Here is a 15,852-nt window from a genome sequence, read left to right on the forward strand (position 1 = left end):
TTGCATACGATATAGGAAAGAGGTAGAGGAGGTAGACCATTGGAAAAACTACGTGAAGAGCTCCTGCAAGCTAACGTGGGAACAGTAAAAGAAAACGAACGCATGGCTAGTCATACAACGATTAAAATCGGTGGGCCTGCTGATTTGTTTGTGGAACCGAAACATATAGATGGTTTAAAAAAGACGATAGAAATCGTACGAAAATATAATGTGCCTTGGCGTGCGATCGGTCGCGGCTCCAACTTACTTGTGCGAGACGGAGGCATTGAAGGGGTCGTCATTAAACTTGGCGAAGGATTAGATGATTTATACATTCATGATACTGAAGTGACAGTCGGCGGGGGATATTCGCTCATTAAACTAGCGACGGTCATTAGTAAGCAAGGATTGTCTGGGTTGGAGTTTGCAGGAGGCATTCCGGGCACAGTTGGCGGAGCGGTGTATATGAACGCTGGTGCTCACGGATCGGATATGTCGCGCATCGTAAAAAAAGCACAAATTTTATTTGAAGACGGAACGATTGAATGGTTAACGAATGAAGAGATGGAGTTTTCGTATCGCACATCGGTATTGCAGAAAAAACGAAAAGGCATTTGTGTTGCAGCAACGCTTGAAATGAAAAAAGGAAACCGTGATGAAATTGTCGCAGCGATGCAAAAAAATAAAGATTACCGCCGCGAGACGCAACCGTGGAACTATCCGTGTGCGGGAAGCATTTTCCGCAATCCGCTTCCGCAATACGCCGGTCAGTTAATTGAACAAGCAGGGCTAAAAGGATATACGATCGGCGGGGCGAAAATATCTGAACAACATGCGAACTTTATTGTCAACGCAGGCGGAGCAACGGCAAACGACGTGCTCGAACTCATCGATTATGTGAAAAAGACGATTCACGACTTATATGGCGTGTCGTTGCAAACAGAAGTTGAAATTGTTGGGCGGAAGTAATGCAATTTCCCCATCCTAATTTTTGCTATATTATGCTATAATAGAAATGGAGATGATGAACTAACGGTGGCTGACATGCGCCGTTAGTTTTCTTGTTATTTTGATTTGGTCCATCGACCGGGGTGGAGTGAATGGGAAAAGAAAAAGGAAAAGTTGTTGTTCTTGAAGAACGTGTACCAAAATTAAAGGAGCAGCGACGACAGCGTGCTAATCGCTTACTTGTTGCATATATCGCTTTATTTTTTATGCTTTTATTAGGCGTTGTTTATGCCCAGTCGCCACTTAGCAACGTCGCAGTCATCCACGTCGAAGGAAATCATCATATCGCTTCGCAACAGATCATCCAACTAAGCGGTATAACGAAACAAACGAGCTTTTGGAAAGTGAAAAAAGACGAGGTCGAACAGCGAGTGAAACAACATCCAGAAGTGAAAGACGTCAGCGTAAAAAAACGAATTCCGAATCGTATCGACATCGTGATCGTCGAGCGAACGCGCATCGCTTACATTTTGGACAAGCATTCCTTTTTGCCGATTTTAGATAACGGAAAAGTGTTGACGTATGCGAAACAAGTGATTCCGAGCGATGCTCCGATTTTAGTCGGATGGAAAGAAGGAGAGGCTATTCAAGACATGGCTGCCCAATTGGCGAATACGCCAAATTCGATTTTAAACCTTATCTCAGAAATTCATTATACCCCAAACGCATCGGACGAAAGGCATATTACTGTCTATATGAATGACGGCATCGAAGTGAGTGCTACAATCGATCGTTTTGCGAAAAAAATTGTGCATTATCCTTCGATCGTTAGTCAGTTACAACCGGGGGTAAAAGGCGTTCTTCATTTAGAGATGAGCGCATATTTCAAACCGTACAAAGCGGATGAAGGGGATGACAAAGACGATGAAAATGAACGGTAGCCACGTCATTTTGTCGTTCGTTTGTTTAGTTTTAGGCTTTATGTTGGCCTTTTCTTATCAGATAACGAAAAAAGAGACGACCAATCGCCAGCTTGAACGTCAATGGAATAAAGAATATGAATATCGTCAACAGCTCATTGAACAACAAGAGCAAAACAAAAAGTTGCAAGCTGAATTGTTTAAAAAACAACAACGCGTACGCGAAATGGAAAAACAATTAGCAAGCGAAGAACAAATTTATTTTAACCTCGCTGAAGATGCAGAACGGTTGCGCATGTATCTTGGCAAAGTGAAAGTGAAAGGAAAAGGGGTCGAAGTGACGCTATCTGATGCTTCATACATTCCTTCAGAAGCGAACGCCACAAACTACATCGTCCATGAACAACATGTGTTTCAAGTCGTCAATGAACTACTGATTGCAGGGGCGTCTGCAATATCGATTAACGGACAGCGATTATCGCACCGATCGTATATTTTGTGCAATGGTCCGGTCATTGAAATCGACGGGATACAACATCCAGCCCCGTTCGTTATTCAAGCGATCGGCGATCCAAACGTACTTATTTCGGCGTTAACGATTGCTGGTGGGGTGAAAGACCAGCTGACGAGCGACCATATTATTGTTGACATTACGGAAAAATTGGAAATTACAATGGAACCGTTGATGCAAAAATAGAGGAGGACCGATGTTGACGAAAAAAACGATATGGCATTTCACGCTTGTGTCGCTCATTATTGGCTTTATGTTAGCTGTCCAATTCCGAACGAACAACGAGCCAGACGTGCGCGATACACGTGACATATGGGAAATTAGACAAGATTTAAAAAAAGAACAAGAGCTACATAAACAACTATTAAACGAAATACGAAAATATGAAGAAACGTTAGAAAAATACGAACAGCAACGTTCAGAAAGCAAAGGAGCGATTCTTCGCCAAACGGTAGAAGAACTAAAAAAAGAAGCTGGGTTAACGGAAGTTGTCGGGGAAGGTGTCGTGCTTTATGTCGAACAAATGTATGATGAATCGTACGTCGGCCCGATTAGCGATACGGTGTCGGCAGAGTTGCTTCGCCGACTCCTTAATGAATTAAACATGTATGGCGCTCAATACGTATCGATTGCCGACCAACGCATCGTCAACACGACGGTCATTCGCGACATTAACGGTGTGACGAAAGTCGATTCGTATCCGCTTCGCTCTTTCCCATTTGAAATTAAAGTCATTGCGGCGGACGCCGAAAAAATGTACAACCGGCTAAAAGCTTCAACGATTGCTGATGACTTTGCCATTGAAAATTTGCTTCTTACGATTTCAGAACCGCAACAGCGTGTCGTCATTCCTCCGTACGATGGAGCAGTGCACGTCAAACAAATGGAAGCAGTTGAAGATGCTAGGAGGTGAACATGATGTGGCTTCCCCTGCTCGGCCTCGTCATTGGCATATTGCTCGGCTTGTTGACGGATTGGCGCATTTCGAGCGAATATGCCAACTACTTATCGATCGCGGTGCTCGCAGCGTTTGATACGCTCATAGGTGGTATTCGCGCACATTTGCAAAATATTTACGATGAGCACGTGTTTGTATCCGGATTTTTTTTTAATATTATTTTAGCAACAAGTTTAGCTTTTCTCGGTGTGCATCTTGGTGTAGACTTGTATTTAGCAGCTGTATTTGCGTTCGGTGTGCGCCTGTTTCAAAACATCGCTGTCATCCGCCGAATTTTGCTAACGAAATGGTTAGAAAGCCGCCAAAAAAATCGTTTATAAAAAAGGGAATGCTGTTCGAATGTGGAATATAGTGTTGATATACATAGTAACGTTCATTTTGTAAAGGAGGTGCCACCAGAATGAACAGCAACGATTTTTATGTTAGTCTTGACATCGGTACGTCTAGTGTAAAAGTTATCATTGGCGAAATGATTAACGATCAGTTAAACATTATCGGTGTCGGCAATGTGAAGTCGCAAGGGCTAAAAAAAGGCTCTATTATTGATATAGATGAAACGGTACAATCCATTAAACGAGCGGTTGAACAAGCGGAACGGATGGTCGGTGTAACGATTAAAAGCGCCATTGTCGGAGTAAACGGCAACCACATTCAACTTCAACCGTGCAACGGGATTGTCGCTGTATCAAGCGAAAATAAAGAAATTACAACTGAAGACGTCACACGCGTCATTGAAGCGGCACAAGTCGTCTCCATTCCACCAGAGCGCGAAATTATTGACGTCATTCCGAAACAGTTTATCGTTGACGGCCTTGATGGCATTAACGACCCGCGCGGTATGTTAGGTGTCCGATTGGAAATGGAAGGAACGATGATTACTGCATCGAAAACCGCTTTACATAACGTGCTTCGCTGTGTCGAACGAGCGGGGTTAGATGTGCTTGATGTGTGTCTTCAACCGCTGGCTGCCGCCTCGATTGCGTTATCGAAAGATGAAAAAAATTTAGGTGTGGCACTTATTGATATCGGTGGTGGTTCAACGACGGTCGCTGTGTTTGAACAAGGCTTTTTACAAGCAACGACCGTACTTCCGATCGGTGGTGAACATATTACAAAAGATTTATCGATCGGCATGCGTACGTCGACAGAAGATGCAGAACGCATTAAACTTAAGCATGGACATGCTTTTTACGACCTCGCTTCGGATGAAGAAGTATTTAGCGTTCCGATCATTGGCACCGACCAACAGCAACAGTTTAGTCAATTGGAAATTGCGGATATAATCGAAGCGCGTGTCGAAGAAATTTTGCAAATGGCGCAAGCTGAAATTCGTAGACGTGGATTTCGCGATTTGCCTGGCGGATACGTGTTAACAGGTGGGACAGTCAATATGCCGGGCGTATTAGAACTTGCCGAAGCGATTTTTGAACATACTGTTCGCGTGGCGATGCCGGATTATATTGGTGTTCGTGATCCACAATATACAAACGGTGTCGGTTTAATTCAATTCGCCTATAAAAACGCGAAGTTGCAAGGAAGAAACGTTCCTGTTCTTTCTTCGAGCGCGACAGACGATTTCCAACCGGAGAAAAAGGTGCATAAAGCGCCAGCAAAACCAAAACAAAAAGAAGAACATTTAGGACATAAAGTCAAGAAATTTTTCGGATACTTTTTTGAATGACAATTTGAATGGCTAGGAGGATTATCATGTTGGAGTTTGACACGACTGTTGATCAGTTAGCGACAATTAAAGTAATTGGTGTCGGTGGCGGCGGAAATAACGCTGTCAATCGCATGATTGAACACGGAGTACAAGGTGTTGAATTTATTGCGGTCAATACAGATGCTCAAGCGTTAAACTTATCAAAGGCTTCAATTAAGCTACAAATTGGCGCGAAATTGACACGTGGATTAGGTGCAGGGGCAAATCCAGAAGTAGGAAAAAAAGCAGCAGAAGAAAGTAAAGAACAAATTGAAGAAGCGCTCAAAGGAGCCGATATGGTATTCGTCACAGCCGGCATGGGCGGAGGAACAGGAACAGGAGCGGCGCCAGTTATTGCTCAAATCGCACGCGATTTAGGTGCGCTTACTGTCGGCGTCGTCACGCGGCCGTTCACATTCGAAGGAAGAAAGCGCGCGATGCAAGCGGCAAGTGGTATAGCAGCGATGAAAGAAGCCGTTGATACGCTCATCGTCATTCCGAACGATCGTCTATTAGAAATTGTTGATAAAAATACGCCGATGTTAGAAGCGTTCCGCGAAGCAGACAACGTGCTTCGTCAAGGGGTACAAGGCATCTCTGACTTAATTGCCGTACCGGGATTAATTAACTTAGATTTTGCCGATGTGAAAACGATTATGTCAAATAAAGGTTCAGCCTTGATGGGAATTGGCGTAGCGACGGGCGAAAATCGCGCGGCAGAAGCGGCGAAAAAGGCGATCTCGAGCCCGCTATTAGAAACATCGATCGACGGTGCCCAAGGCGTATTAATGAACATTACAGGCGGTACGAACTTAAGCTTGTACGAAGTGCAAGAAGCAGCTGATATCGTCGCATCTGCTGCTGATCAAGACGTCAATATGATTTTCGGTTCGGTTATTAACGAAAACTTAAAAGACGAAATTGTCGTTACGGTTATCGCGACAGGATTTAACGAAGAAGTGAATCAAGCGAAAGCGACGCGACAAGCGGTTGTCAAACCGACAGTTGGCGTCAAGCGCGAGAAAAAAGAAGAGCCAGTCGACTACTCGCCAACACGCGGACAACAAGTCGAGGATCCACTCGACATCCCTGCCTTTTTACGCAATCGCAACCGTCGCCGTTAAAAAAACGCTCACTACGTGTGGGCGTTTTTTTATTTCCATCATCATATGACAAAATCTCTGAAGAAATGACGTCATCGTTTGACACACTTTTCTATTGGAAGTGCTATATACTAGTTTCAAGATGTTGTAAGGAGGGGATGCCGCTGATTTATGCCGATCTCGTATGGTTATTAAATTTTTGTTTTGATGCGATGTTGCTATGGCTTGCGGCAATTATGTTAAAGCGCCGCGTTCGTTTATGGCGGCTTATGCTTGCAGCATTATTCGGTTCGTTGCTCGTCTTGCTTGTTTTCACTCCTTTTGCTTATATGACATCTCATTTCGTAACGAAACTTGTCATCTCTTTTTTCATCGTGTGGATTTGTTTTGGTTTTCATCGCTTTCGCTTTTTTGTGGAAAACGTGCTCGCTTTTTATTTTGCCACGTTTATGATGGGGGGAGGGATGGTGGCCTTTCACTTTTTGTTGCAAAGTGAAATCACGCCTTATTCATCGGGTTGGCTCACTCATTCAACTTCGATCAGCTGGTTGTTTATCGTCATCATGTTTCCAATTTTATGGATGTTATCAAAAGTGCAAATGGGAACGATTCGCGAAAAAAAATTGCGGTTTGAACACGTCATCGATGTGCGTGTCACATGTTTTGGACAAACGGTATGTTTAAAAGGATTAATCGACAGCGGAAACCAGTTGCGCGACCCATTCACAAACACACCGGTTATGATCGTCGAATTGCAACCGTTCGCACATATTTTCCCTCAAGCTGTTTTACAAATGATTCAAAAACGTACGTACACAGATGACATCCCGAACGAATGGGTGAGCCGGATACGTTTCGTCCCGTACCGTGCCGTTGGCGTCGAGCAACAGCTGTTAGTGGCGATGAAACCAGACGACGTACAATGGTTGGACGGAAAACAATGGATATCTGTCAAAAAAGTGCTTGTTGGCTTTTATCCGTCATCATTATCAGCAGACGGAGAGTATAACTGCATCGTTCATCCGCATATGGTTATGTCGCAAGCTTCGTAATTATTATTATCATACGGCCGTTCGTGCTGAAATAGAAGGAGGTTTTTTTATGAAGTTATTCAAATTACGTCTCACTTATTTATGGTACAAACTATTAAAAAAATTAGGGCTTAAAGCGGACGAAATTTATTACATTGGTGGAAGCGAGGCATTGCCACCGCCGCTCACAAAAGAGGAAGAAGAAATGTTATTAAAAAAACTTCCTTCTGGGGATGAAACAGCGCGTTCGCTCCTTATTGAGCGAAATCTTCGCCTCGTCGTCTACATCGCCCGAAAATTTGAAAATACCGGCATTAACATTGAAGATTTAATTAGCATTGGTACGATCGGATTAATTAAAGCAGTCAATACGTTTAACCCGGAGAAGAAAATTAAACTCGCTACATATGCATCGCGCTGCATTGAAAATGAAATTTTAATGTATTTACGACGCAACAATAAAGTACGTTCAGAAGTATCGTTTGATGAACCGTTAAACATCGACTGGGACGGCAACGAACTGCTGTTGTCGGACGTATTAGGCACAGAAGATGACGTCATTACGAAAGATTTAGAAGCAAATATTGACCGAAACTTATTATTTCGTGCGCTCGATCAATTAAGTGAACGCGAGAAACAAATTATGGAACTTCGCTTCGGGCTAAGTGGTGGAGAAGAAAAAACACAAAAAGATGTCGCGGACTTGTTAGGTATTTCTCAATCGTACATTTCCCGTTTAGAAAAGCGAATTATTAAACGATTGCGAAAAGAATTTAACAAAATGATGTAATGCATATTTTTCCCTTCAAAGGAGATACTGAAAGCTGACAGCATCTCCTGCAAGGAGGGAAAGACATGGCAAGAAACAAAGTTGAAATTTGCGGCGTTGATACATCGAAACTTCCCGTACTGAAAGACGAAGAAATGCGTGAACTATTCCGACAAATGCAAGCCGGTGACATATCGGCACGCGAAAAATTAATCAACGGGAATTTACGGCTCGTATTAAGCGTCATTCAGCGATTTAACAATCGTGGTGAATATGTCGACGACTTGTTTCAAGTCGGCTGCATCGGACTTATGAAATCAATTGATAACTTTGACTTAAGCCAAAATGTTAAGTTTTCCACGTACGCTGTGCCGATGATTATTGGTGAAATTCGCCGATATTTACGTGACAATAACCCGATTCGCGTGTCCCGCTCGCTGCGCGATATTGCATACAAAGCGCTACAAGTGCGCGAAAAAATGATGGGCGAAACAGCGAAAGAACCGACAGCAGAAGAAATTGCAAAAATTTTAGACGTCCCACACGAAGAAATTGTGTTTGCATTGGATGCGATTCAAGATCCTGTTTCCTTATTTGAACCGATTTACAGCGATGGCGGCGACCCGATTTATGTGATGGACCAGCTGAGCGACGAGAAAAACCGCGATATAAATTGGATTGAGGAAATCGCGCTGAAAGAAGGGCTACGTCGGCTAAATGAGCGCGAAAAAATGATTATTCGCAAACGATTTTTTCAAGGGAAGACACAAATGGAAGTGGCCGAAGAAATCGGCATTTCGCAAGCGCAAGTATCTCGTTTAGAAAAAGCGGCCATTAAACAAATGAATAAAAATATTCAATGGTAACATCCCCCACACAGCTGGGGGTTTTTCTATGCTTTCAACATGACTACAACCTTCGATTTACGCATACATATAGGAGATAGAAAGAAGAAAAGGAGCGGGGGAACATGGTGAAAATTTCTGAACTCCAACAAAAAGACGTCGTCAATGTCGCAAACGGCAAACGGCTTGGAAATATTGGAGATATCGATATTAATTTAACGACCGGTCAAATTGAAGCTATCATCATTATCGGTACGGGAAAAGTGCTCGGTTTATTTGGACGGGCGGATGAAATGATCATTCCGTGGCGCGATATTGTGAAAGTTGGTGCCGACGTCATTCTCGTTCGATTAGATGGCAATGAATAATTCACGTTTTCGGCAAGCTGTGATAAAATAGGAAAAAAAGTGATAAAATTGTACGAAGGATGTCGAACGATGAATGAAATATTTCGACAAGCGAGCGAGTCATTGCTTTTGTTTGATGGATGGGAAAATGTGAGCGTTGCGTTTACGACAAAACGAGGCGGAGTGAGCACAGGGGCGTTTGCCACGTTAAACCTCGGCATGCATGTCGCAGACGATTGCGATGTCGTATATGAAAATCGAAAAAAAGTAGCCGAGCAGTTAAACGTTTCGCTTGATCGCTGGGTATGTGCCGATCAAGTGCATGGCGTACACATCGAAAAAGTGACGAACAATCATGCAGGAAAAGGGGTACGCGCGTACGATACCGCTGTGCCTCATACAGACGGTCTGTATACAAGCGAACAAGATCTCATGTTGGCGCTTTGTTTTGCGGATTGCGTTCCGCTTTACTTTTTTTCGCCAAGTAAAAAGCTAATTGGACTTGCACATGCCGGCTGGAAAGGGACGGTGCATAACATCGCGGGTGAAATGGTGAAACGGTGGGAAGAAGAAGGCGTCGCTCCCCAACATATTCATGTTGTGATCGGTCCGTCGATCGGCCGTTGTTGTTACGTCGTCGATGATCGCGTCATTGAATTCGTTCAAAAGGCGCTAGTCAACTCGCCACAATCTCTTTATAATGAAACAAGTAAGGGACAGTATGCGCTTGATTTAAAAGAAATGAATAAACAGCTTTTGCAGCAAGCAGGTGTTCCGAGCGAACGTATCGCTGTTTCATCGTATTGCACAAGCTGTGAGCGGTCATTATTTTTCTCCCACCGTCGCGATGGTGGAAAAACAGGAAGAATGATGGCGCTTATTGGCTGGAGGTGATCATATGTCTGTGAAACAACGCTTACAAACGATTCAACAACAAATTGCCGAAGCGTGTGAAAAAACAGGACGAAGCGCATCAGACGTTCAAATCGTTGCGGTGACGAAATATGTAAGCATCGCGCGCGCAAAAGAAGCGATCGAAGCGGGGATCGTTCATTTAGGCGAAAGTCGTGCCGATGGCTTTTTACGCAAATACGAAGCGATTGGAAACGAAGCAACGTGGCATTTTATCGGCACGTTGCAATCAAGAAAAGTGAAACAAATCATCGATTACGTTGACTACGTTCATTCGCTCGACCGTCTTTCATTAGCGGAAGAAATTAACAAACGAGCGAATCGAACGATCAAATGTTTTGTGCAAGTTAACGTATCAGGAGAGACGTCTAAACACGGATTAGCACCAGAAGACGTATTGCCGTTTATTGAAACATTATCCGCTTTTTCGCGTATCGAAGTTGTCGGATTAATGACAATGGCGCCATATACGGATGATGAGGCGACGATTCGTCGCTGTTTTCGGACGTTGCGCGAGTTAAAAGAACAAGTACAAGAAAAACAATTGCCGCACGCCCCTTGTACACAATTGTCCATGGGGATGTCAAACGATTATGTAATTGCAGTCGAAGAAGGAGCAACGTTTCTTCGACTTGGTACATGCCTTGTTGGTGAAGAGGAGGTGGAGTAAATGGGATTTGTGAAAAAAATTCGTGATTTTTTCGATTTAGATGAGGAAAAATGGGAAGAAGATGAATACGAGGAAGAAGAAGTCGTTCAACAACCGAAAGCCGAACAAAAACAAAATGTTGTGAGTTTACAAAGTGTACAAAAATCGTCCAAGCTCGTTTTATTTGAGCCGCGCGCATATGCGGAAGTACAAGAAATTGCCGACCATTTAAAAAACCGGCGTGCTGTCGTCGTCAACGTCCATCGTGTTGACCGCGATCAAGCGCGGCGCATCGTCGACTTTTTAAGCGGAACGGTGTATGCAATAGGCGGAGACATTCAACAAGTCGGCTCGACCATTTTTTTATGCACGCCAGATAACGTCGATGTGAGCGGTTCAATTTCGGTCGTATCGGACGATGACTCAACGATAAAGAGGTGGTAAAATGTATCAAATAGCAAATGTTGTTGTGACAATTATTCAAGTATATTCGTATGCGATTATTGTTTACATTTTAATGTCTTGGTTTCCAAATGCGCGCGACACAAAAGTCGGGCAGTTTTTCGCCAACATTTGTGAGCCGTATTTAGAGCCGTTTCGTCGCTTTATTCCGCCGATTGGTATGATCGATATTTCTCCAATTGTCGCCTTGCTTGTTTTGCGCTTTGCGACAGCAGGCGTTTATGGGTTAGTTGATATGGTTAATAGAGGGCTGTAATGGACATTTATCAACATTTCCGCAAAGAAGAGCATCATTTCATCGATCTCGTGTGCGAATGGAAGCGGCTCGTGACGGAACAATACGCTCCGAAACTAACCGACTTTTTAACTCCGCGCGAACAGCAAATTGTCCGCTCGATTGTCGGCCATCACGATGATGTACACGTTGCGTTTTTTGGCGGTTCATCGTCGGTCGAACGAAAGCGTGCGCTATTATATCCGCCGTACATGCAACCGAATGAAGAGGATTTTCAACTATCGTTATTTTCCATTCGCTACCCGAAAAAATTTGTGACGCTCGGGCATCGCGACGTGCTCGGCGCACTTTTGTCGCTCGGTGTGAAGCGGGAAAAGTTTGGTGACATTATCATCGTTGATGATGTTATTCAATTTGTCGTTGCTAAAGAAATTGCGCCGTTTGTTCAAATGAACGTCACAACGATTGGAAAAGCAAAAGTATCGTTAGAAGAACAACTGCTTTCGCAACTTCTCGTCGTGGAAGAACAGTGGGAGGAAGAGACGTTTACCGTTTCTTCTTTGCGACTTGACGCCATTTTAGCGCAATGTTTTCGCATATCACGCCAAAAAGCGCAAGCGCTCATTGACCAAAACTTCGTGAAAGTGAATTGGAAAACGGTTGACCAAGCTCATATGGAGTGCCAAGAAGGCGATTTATTGTCGCTGCGTGGGTATGGGCGCTGCCGACTGCAAGCGATTGTCGGTCAAACAAAAAAAGAAAAATGGCGCATCGTTGTCGAAAAAGCAAAATAAAAGCAGGATTTCCGCAAAAGATGTCGAATAACCCGATACGTACATAAGATGGAGGTGGCCGCATGCCGTTAACGCCGTTAGATATTCATAATAAAGAATTTAGCCGAGGCTTTCGCGGATATGATGAAGATGAAGTAAACGAATTTTTAGATCAAGTGATTAAAGACTACGAAATGGTGTTGCGTGAAAAAAAGCAATTAGAAGAAAAAGTGAAAGAGCTGACAGAAAAACTCAACTATTTTACAAATATTGAAGAAACGTTAAATAAATCGATTTTAATTGCGCAAGAAACAGCCGAAGAAGTGAAGCGAAACGCGCAAAAAGAAGCGAAGCTCATCATTAAAGAAGCGGAAAAAAACGCGGATCGCATCATTAGCGAGGCGCTCGCCAAAACGCGGAAAATCGCGATGGAAGTCGAAGAATTAAAACGGCAAGCGAAAGTGTTTCGCAGTCGTTTTAAAATGTTAATTGAAGCGCAGCTCGATATGTTAAACAACGACGATTGGGATCATTTATTAGATTACAAACTTGATGATGAAGCGGTGCAAGAAATAACAGAGTCTTGACGATGGCTATTGTGATTGCCTATAATATCGATTACAGTTATATCGTAAAAACGATGAAGGGGACAGTAGTTCTTTCATCAGCTTATTACAGCGAGCCGAGGGCGGTGGAAGCTCGGCATAAGCGAAAGAATGAAAATCACCCCGGAGTTCCGTGCTGAACAAATAGTAGGCCACGGCGCGTCATTCCCGTTACGAATGTCAAGTGGGCTATGTTTACATAGTCAACAAGGGTGGTACCGCGAGACCTTCTCGTCCCTTTTGGGCATGAGAAGGTTTTTTTATTTACATAAAAGGAGGTTACATGATGGATTACAAAGATACGTTATTAATGCCAAAGACCGATTTCCCGATGCGCGGAAATCTTCCACAACGTGAACCACAAATGCAAGCAAAATGGGATGAAATGGACATTTATCGAAAAGTGCAAGAGCGTACAAAAGATCGCCCGCTTTTCGTATTGCATGACGGACCGCCGTATGCGAACGGCGACATTCATATGGGACATGCCCTTAATAAAATTTTAAAAGACTTTATCGTTCGCTATAAGTCAATGAGCGGCTATTGTGCTCCGTACGTACCGGGCTGGGATACGCACGGCTTGCCAATTGAAACGGCGCTGACGAAAAATAAAGGCGTCAATCGGAAAGAAATGAGCGTTGCGGAATTCCGCAAGCTATGTGAGCAATATGCATACGAGCAAATCGACCGCCAGCGCGAACAATTTAAACGCCTTGGTGTGCGCGGCGATTGGGACAATCCTTACATTACGTTAACGCCAGAATATGAAGCACAACAAATTAAAGTATTTGGTGAAATGGCAAAAAAAGGATTAATTTATAAAGGATTAAAACCTGTGTATTGGTCTCCATCAAGTGAATCGGCGCTTGCCGAAGCGGAAATCGAGTACAAAGACAAACGTTCCCCATCGATTTACGTCGCTTTTCCTGTCAAAGACGGAAAAGGAGTGCTTGATGGGGATGAAAAAATCGTCATTTGGACGACGACGCCATGGACGATTCCAGCGAACTTAGGTATCGCTGTTCATCCAGAGTTGCAATATAGCGTCGTTGAGGCAGACGGTGGCAAATATGTCGTTGCATCCGAGTTATTACAATCGGTACAAAAAGAAATCGGCTGGGAGCATGTGACTGTATTAAAAACAGTGAAAGGAAGCGAACTCGAATACGTCGTTGCGAAACATCCGTTTTACGACCGCGATTCGCTCGTCATTTGTGGCGAACACGTCACAACAGACGCCGGAACAGGTTGCGTTCATACGGCCCCAGGACACGGGGAAGACGACTTTATCGTCGGCCAAAAGTACGGCTTAGGTGTCCTTTGCCCTGTCGATGAGCGCGGATATATGACAGAAGAAGCGCCAGGGTTTGCTGGCATGTTTTACGATGACGCAAACAAAGCGATTACAGAAAAGCTACAAGAAGTAGGTGCTTTATTAAAACTATCGTTTATTACGCACTCATATCCGCACGACTGGCGGACGAAGCAACCGACGATTTTCCGTGCGACAGCTCAATGGTTTGCGTCCATCGACAAAATTCGTGAGCAATTGTTGAAAGCTGTCGAAGAAACGAAATGGGTGCCGGCATGGGGTGAAATTCGCATCCACAACATGATTCGCGATCGCGGCGACTGGTGCATTTCGCGCCAACGCGCATGGGGGGTACCAATTCCGGTCTTTTATGCCGAAAATGGTGAGCCAATTATTACAGACGAAACGATTGAACACGTATCGAACTTGTTCCGCCAATACGGTTCAAACGTTTGGTTTGAGCGCGAAGCGAAAGATTTGCTCCCAGAAGGGTTTACGCATCCAGGTAGCCCGAACGGACGCTTTACGAAAGAAACAGATATTATGGACGTATGGTTCGACTCTGGTTCTTCTCATCAAGCGGTATTAGAAGAACGCGATGATTTACAACGTCCAGCAGATCTTTATTTAGAAGGGTCCGACCAATATCGCGGCTGGTTTAACTCATCGCTTTCCACCGCAGTTGCAGTTACCGGAAAAGCGCCGTATAAAGGCGTATTAAGCCACGGCTTCGTACTAGATGGCGAAGGACGAAAAATGAGCAAATCGCTCGGCAACGTCGTCGTGCCAGCAAAAGTCATGGAACAGCTTGGTGCCGACATTTTGCGTCTTTGGGTTGCTTCTGTCGACTATCAAGCGGACGTGCGCATTTCTGACAACATTTTAAAACAAGTCGCAGAAGTATATCGTAAAATTCGCAACACGTTCCGTTTCATGCTCGGGAACTTATTCGATTTCAATCCTGCAGAACATACGGTAGCGATCGAGCAGTTGCGCGAAGTGGACCGTTACATGCTCATTAAATTAAATCGTCTCATCGACAAAGTAAAACAAGCGTATGAAACGTATGAATTTGCGACGATTTACCATGAAATAAACAACTTCTGCACCGTCGATTTAAGCGCTTTTTACTTCGATTTTTCAAAAGACGTGTTGTACATCGAAGCGGCAAATAATCATGAACGTCGTTCGATTCAAACGGTGTTGTATGAAACGCTTGTAGCGTTAACGAAACTTGTTGCGCCAATTTTACCGCATACGGCAGATGAAGTGTGGTCGTACATTCCACACGTCAAAGAAGAAAGCGTACAGCTTGTCGATATGCCAGAAGCGGTGCATATTGATGATGCAGATCGCATCGTTGCGAAATGGGATGCGTTTATGGAATTGCGCGATGAAGTATTAAAAGCGCTAGAAGTGGCGCGCAATGAAAAACTAATCGGCAAGTCGCTAACGGCGCACGTCATTTTATATCCGACGGACGACACGAAAGCGCTCATCGATTCAATTGAAGAAGATATGAAACAGCTATTAATCGTTTCAGCATTTTCGATCGGCGGAACGTTTGCTGATGCACCGAGCGAGGCGCAAACATTTACGAAAACAGCGATTGTCGTCAAACAAGCGGAAGGAAAAACGTGCGCACGTTGCTGGGTCGTTACACCAACAGTCGGCGAAGATGCAGACCATCCAGAGCTATGTCCACGTTGTGTGGCCATTGTCAAGCAATAACACATATCCCCCCTCGCTTTCAAGGGGGGATTGTTTATGATAAAATGAAAAAGAATTTTG

18 protein-coding genes and 1 other annotated feature are annotated in these 15,852 nt (G+C 44.0%); all 18 genes read left to right on the top strand.

The annotated features are described in order from the left end of the window. Positions 1–39 precede the first annotated feature (39 nt). Positions 40–948: a UDP-N-acetylmuramate dehydrogenase gene (murB, locus tag NST18_RS04855; protein WP_004891208.1), complete on the top strand. Its 909-nt coding sequence runs from the start codon at positions 40–42 to the stop codon at positions 946–948. Positions 949–1,079: 131 nt separating this feature from the next. After that, a complete protein-coding gene (locus tag NST18_RS04860; RefSeq protein ID WP_004891205.1) occupies positions 1,080–1,868 on the top strand; it encodes a cell division protein FtsQ/DivIB in 789 nt (262 codons plus the stop codon). Beyond that, complete coding sequence (locus tag NST18_RS04865) at positions 1,852–2,544, top strand: DUF881 domain-containing protein (protein ID WP_004891204.1); 693 nt, start codon at positions 1,852–1,854, stop codon at positions 2,542–2,544. The genes NST18_RS04860 and NST18_RS04865 overlap by 17 nt, the downstream gene beginning before the upstream one ends. Positions 2,545–2,554: 10 nt before the next feature. Continuing rightward, positions 2,555–3,271, top strand: coding sequence for a DUF881 domain-containing protein (locus tag NST18_RS04870; RefSeq protein ID WP_004891202.1), 717 nt, complete (start codon positions 2,555–2,557; stop codon positions 3,269–3,271). Positions 3,272–3,276: 5 nt separating this feature from the next. Continuing rightward, positions 3,277–3,636 carry a small basic family protein gene (locus NST18_RS04875; protein ID WP_004891201.1) on the top strand — a complete coding sequence of 120 codons (360 nt, stop codon included), beginning with the start codon at positions 3,277–3,279 and terminating at the stop codon, positions 3,634–3,636. 80 nt (positions 3,637–3,716) lie between these two features. After that, positions 3,717–4,997, top strand: coding sequence for a cell division protein FtsA (ftsA, locus tag NST18_RS04880; RefSeq protein WP_340721261.1), 1,281 nt, complete (start codon positions 3,717–3,719; stop codon positions 4,995–4,997). Between the two features lie 26 nt (positions 4,998–5,023). Next, positions 5,024–6,142, top strand: a complete 1,119-nt coding sequence (gene ftsZ, locus NST18_RS04885) for a cell division protein FtsZ (RefSeq protein ID WP_004891199.1) — start codon at positions 5,024–5,026, stop codon at positions 6,140–6,142. Positions 6,143–6,279: 137 nt separating this feature from the next. Further along, positions 6,280–7,173, top strand: coding sequence for a sigma-E processing peptidase SpoIIGA (gene spoIIGA, locus NST18_RS04890; protein WP_004891197.1), 894 nt, complete (start codon positions 6,280–6,282; stop codon positions 7,171–7,173). A 49-nt stretch (positions 7,174–7,222) separates the two neighbouring features. Then, positions 7,223–7,942, top strand: a complete 720-nt coding sequence (gene sigE / locus NST18_RS04895) for an RNA polymerase sporulation sigma factor SigE (protein ID WP_004891195.1) — start codon at positions 7,223–7,225, stop codon at positions 7,940–7,942. 65 nt (positions 7,943–8,007) lie between these two features. Further along, positions 8,008–8,787: an RNA polymerase sporulation sigma factor SigG gene (gene sigG / locus NST18_RS04900; RefSeq protein ID WP_004891193.1), complete on the top strand. Its 780-nt coding sequence runs from the start codon at positions 8,008–8,010 to the stop codon at positions 8,785–8,787. Positions 8,788–8,891: 104 nt separating this feature from the next. Beyond that, complete coding sequence (locus NST18_RS04905; RefSeq protein WP_004891192.1) at positions 8,892–9,134, top strand: YlmC/YmxH family sporulation protein; 243 nt, start codon at positions 8,892–8,894, stop codon at positions 9,132–9,134. A gap of 69 nt (positions 9,135–9,203) precedes the next feature. Continuing rightward, a complete protein-coding gene (pgeF, locus tag NST18_RS04910; protein ID WP_035018748.1) occupies positions 9,204–10,007 on the top strand; it encodes a peptidoglycan editing factor PgeF in 804 nt (267 codons plus the stop codon). 4 nt (positions 10,008–10,011) lie between these two features. Next, entirely contained in the window at positions 10,012–10,695 is a 684-nt protein-coding gene (locus tag NST18_RS04915) for a YggS family pyridoxal phosphate-dependent enzyme (RefSeq protein WP_004891190.1), read from the top strand. After that, positions 10,696–11,118, top strand: coding sequence for a cell division protein SepF (locus NST18_RS04920; RefSeq protein WP_004891188.1), 423 nt, complete (start codon positions 10,696–10,698; stop codon positions 11,116–11,118). It abuts the gene before it with no gap. 1 nt (position 11,119) lies between these two features. Beyond that, positions 11,120–11,392, top strand: coding sequence for a YggT family protein (locus tag NST18_RS04925; RefSeq protein WP_004891187.1), 273 nt, complete (start codon positions 11,120–11,122; stop codon positions 11,390–11,392). After that, positions 11,392–12,165, top strand: a complete 774-nt coding sequence (locus tag NST18_RS04930) for a YlmH family RNA-binding protein (RefSeq protein ID WP_004891186.1) — start codon at positions 11,392–11,394, stop codon at positions 12,163–12,165. Before NST18_RS04925 ends, NST18_RS04930 begins: the two co-directional genes overlap by 1 nt. Before the next feature lie 62 nt (positions 12,166–12,227). Next, the gene (locus NST18_RS04935; RefSeq protein WP_004891184.1) at positions 12,228–12,731 is read left to right on the top strand and encodes a DivIVA domain-containing protein; all 504 of its coding nucleotides are present in this window, start codon (positions 12,228–12,230) and stop codon (positions 12,729–12,731) included. A 44-nt stretch (positions 12,732–12,775) separates the two neighbouring features. Beyond that, positions 12,776–12,991 (top strand) — a binding site (T-box leader). A 44-nt stretch (positions 12,992–13,035) separates the two neighbouring features. Then, positions 13,036–15,792 (top strand): isoleucine--tRNA ligase, encoded by a 2,757-nt coding sequence (gene ileS / locus NST18_RS04940; RefSeq protein ID WP_004891183.1) that lies wholly within the window; start codon positions 13,036–13,038, stop codon positions 15,790–15,792. Positions 15,793–15,852: the final 60 nt, after the last annotated feature.

This window comes from Anoxybacillus sp. FSL W8-0104 (genome assembly GCF_038004465.1).
Classification (GTDB): domain Bacteria; phylum Bacillota; class Bacilli; order Bacillales; family Anoxybacillaceae; genus Anoxybacillus; species Anoxybacillus flavithermus_G.

Coding starts and splice junctions, on each gene's coding strand:
- NST18_RS04860 (WP_004891205.1), top strand. CDS start 1,080: ATGGGAAAAGAAAAAGGAAAAGTTGTTGTTCTTGAAGAACGTGTACCA.
- NST18_RS04865 (WP_004891204.1), top strand. CDS start 1,852: ATGAAAATGAACGGTAGCCACGTCATTTTGTCGTTCGTTTGTTTAGTT.
- NST18_RS04870 (WP_004891202.1), top strand. CDS start 2,555: ATGTTGACGAAAAAAACGATATGGCATTTCACGCTTGTGTCGCTCATT.
- NST18_RS04875 (WP_004891201.1), top strand. CDS start 3,277: ATGTGGCTTCCCCTGCTCGGCCTCGTCATTGGCATATTGCTCGGCTTG.
- ftsA (WP_340721261.1), top strand. CDS start 3,717: ATGAACAGCAACGATTTTTATGTTAGTCTTGACATCGGTACGTCTAGT.
- ftsZ (WP_004891199.1), top strand. CDS start 5,024: ATGTTGGAGTTTGACACGACTGTTGATCAGTTAGCGACAATTAAAGTA.
- spoIIGA (WP_004891197.1), top strand. CDS start 6,280: ATGCCGCTGATTTATGCCGATCTCGTATGGTTATTAAATTTTTGTTTT.
- sigE (WP_004891195.1), top strand. CDS start 7,223: ATGAAGTTATTCAAATTACGTCTCACTTATTTATGGTACAAACTATTA.
- sigG (WP_004891193.1), top strand. CDS start 8,008: ATGGCAAGAAACAAAGTTGAAATTTGCGGCGTTGATACATCGAAACTT.
- NST18_RS04905 (WP_004891192.1), top strand. CDS start 8,892: ATGGTGAAAATTTCTGAACTCCAACAAAAAGACGTCGTCAATGTCGCA.
- pgeF (WP_035018748.1), top strand. CDS start 9,204: ATGAATGAAATATTTCGACAAGCGAGCGAGTCATTGCTTTTGTTTGAT.
- NST18_RS04915 (WP_004891190.1), top strand. CDS start 10,012: ATGTCTGTGAAACAACGCTTACAAACGATTCAACAACAAATTGCCGAA.
- NST18_RS04920 (WP_004891188.1), top strand. CDS start 10,696: ATGGGATTTGTGAAAAAAATTCGTGATTTTTTCGATTTAGATGAGGAA.
- NST18_RS04925 (WP_004891187.1), top strand. CDS start 11,120: ATGTATCAAATAGCAAATGTTGTTGTGACAATTATTCAAGTATATTCG.
- NST18_RS04930 (WP_004891186.1), top strand. CDS start 11,392: ATGGACATTTATCAACATTTCCGCAAAGAAGAGCATCATTTCATCGAT.
- NST18_RS04935 (WP_004891184.1), top strand. CDS start 12,228: ATGCCGTTAACGCCGTTAGATATTCATAATAAAGAATTTAGCCGAGGC.
- ileS (WP_004891183.1), top strand. CDS start 13,036: ATGGATTACAAAGATACGTTATTAATGCCAAAGACCGATTTCCCGATG.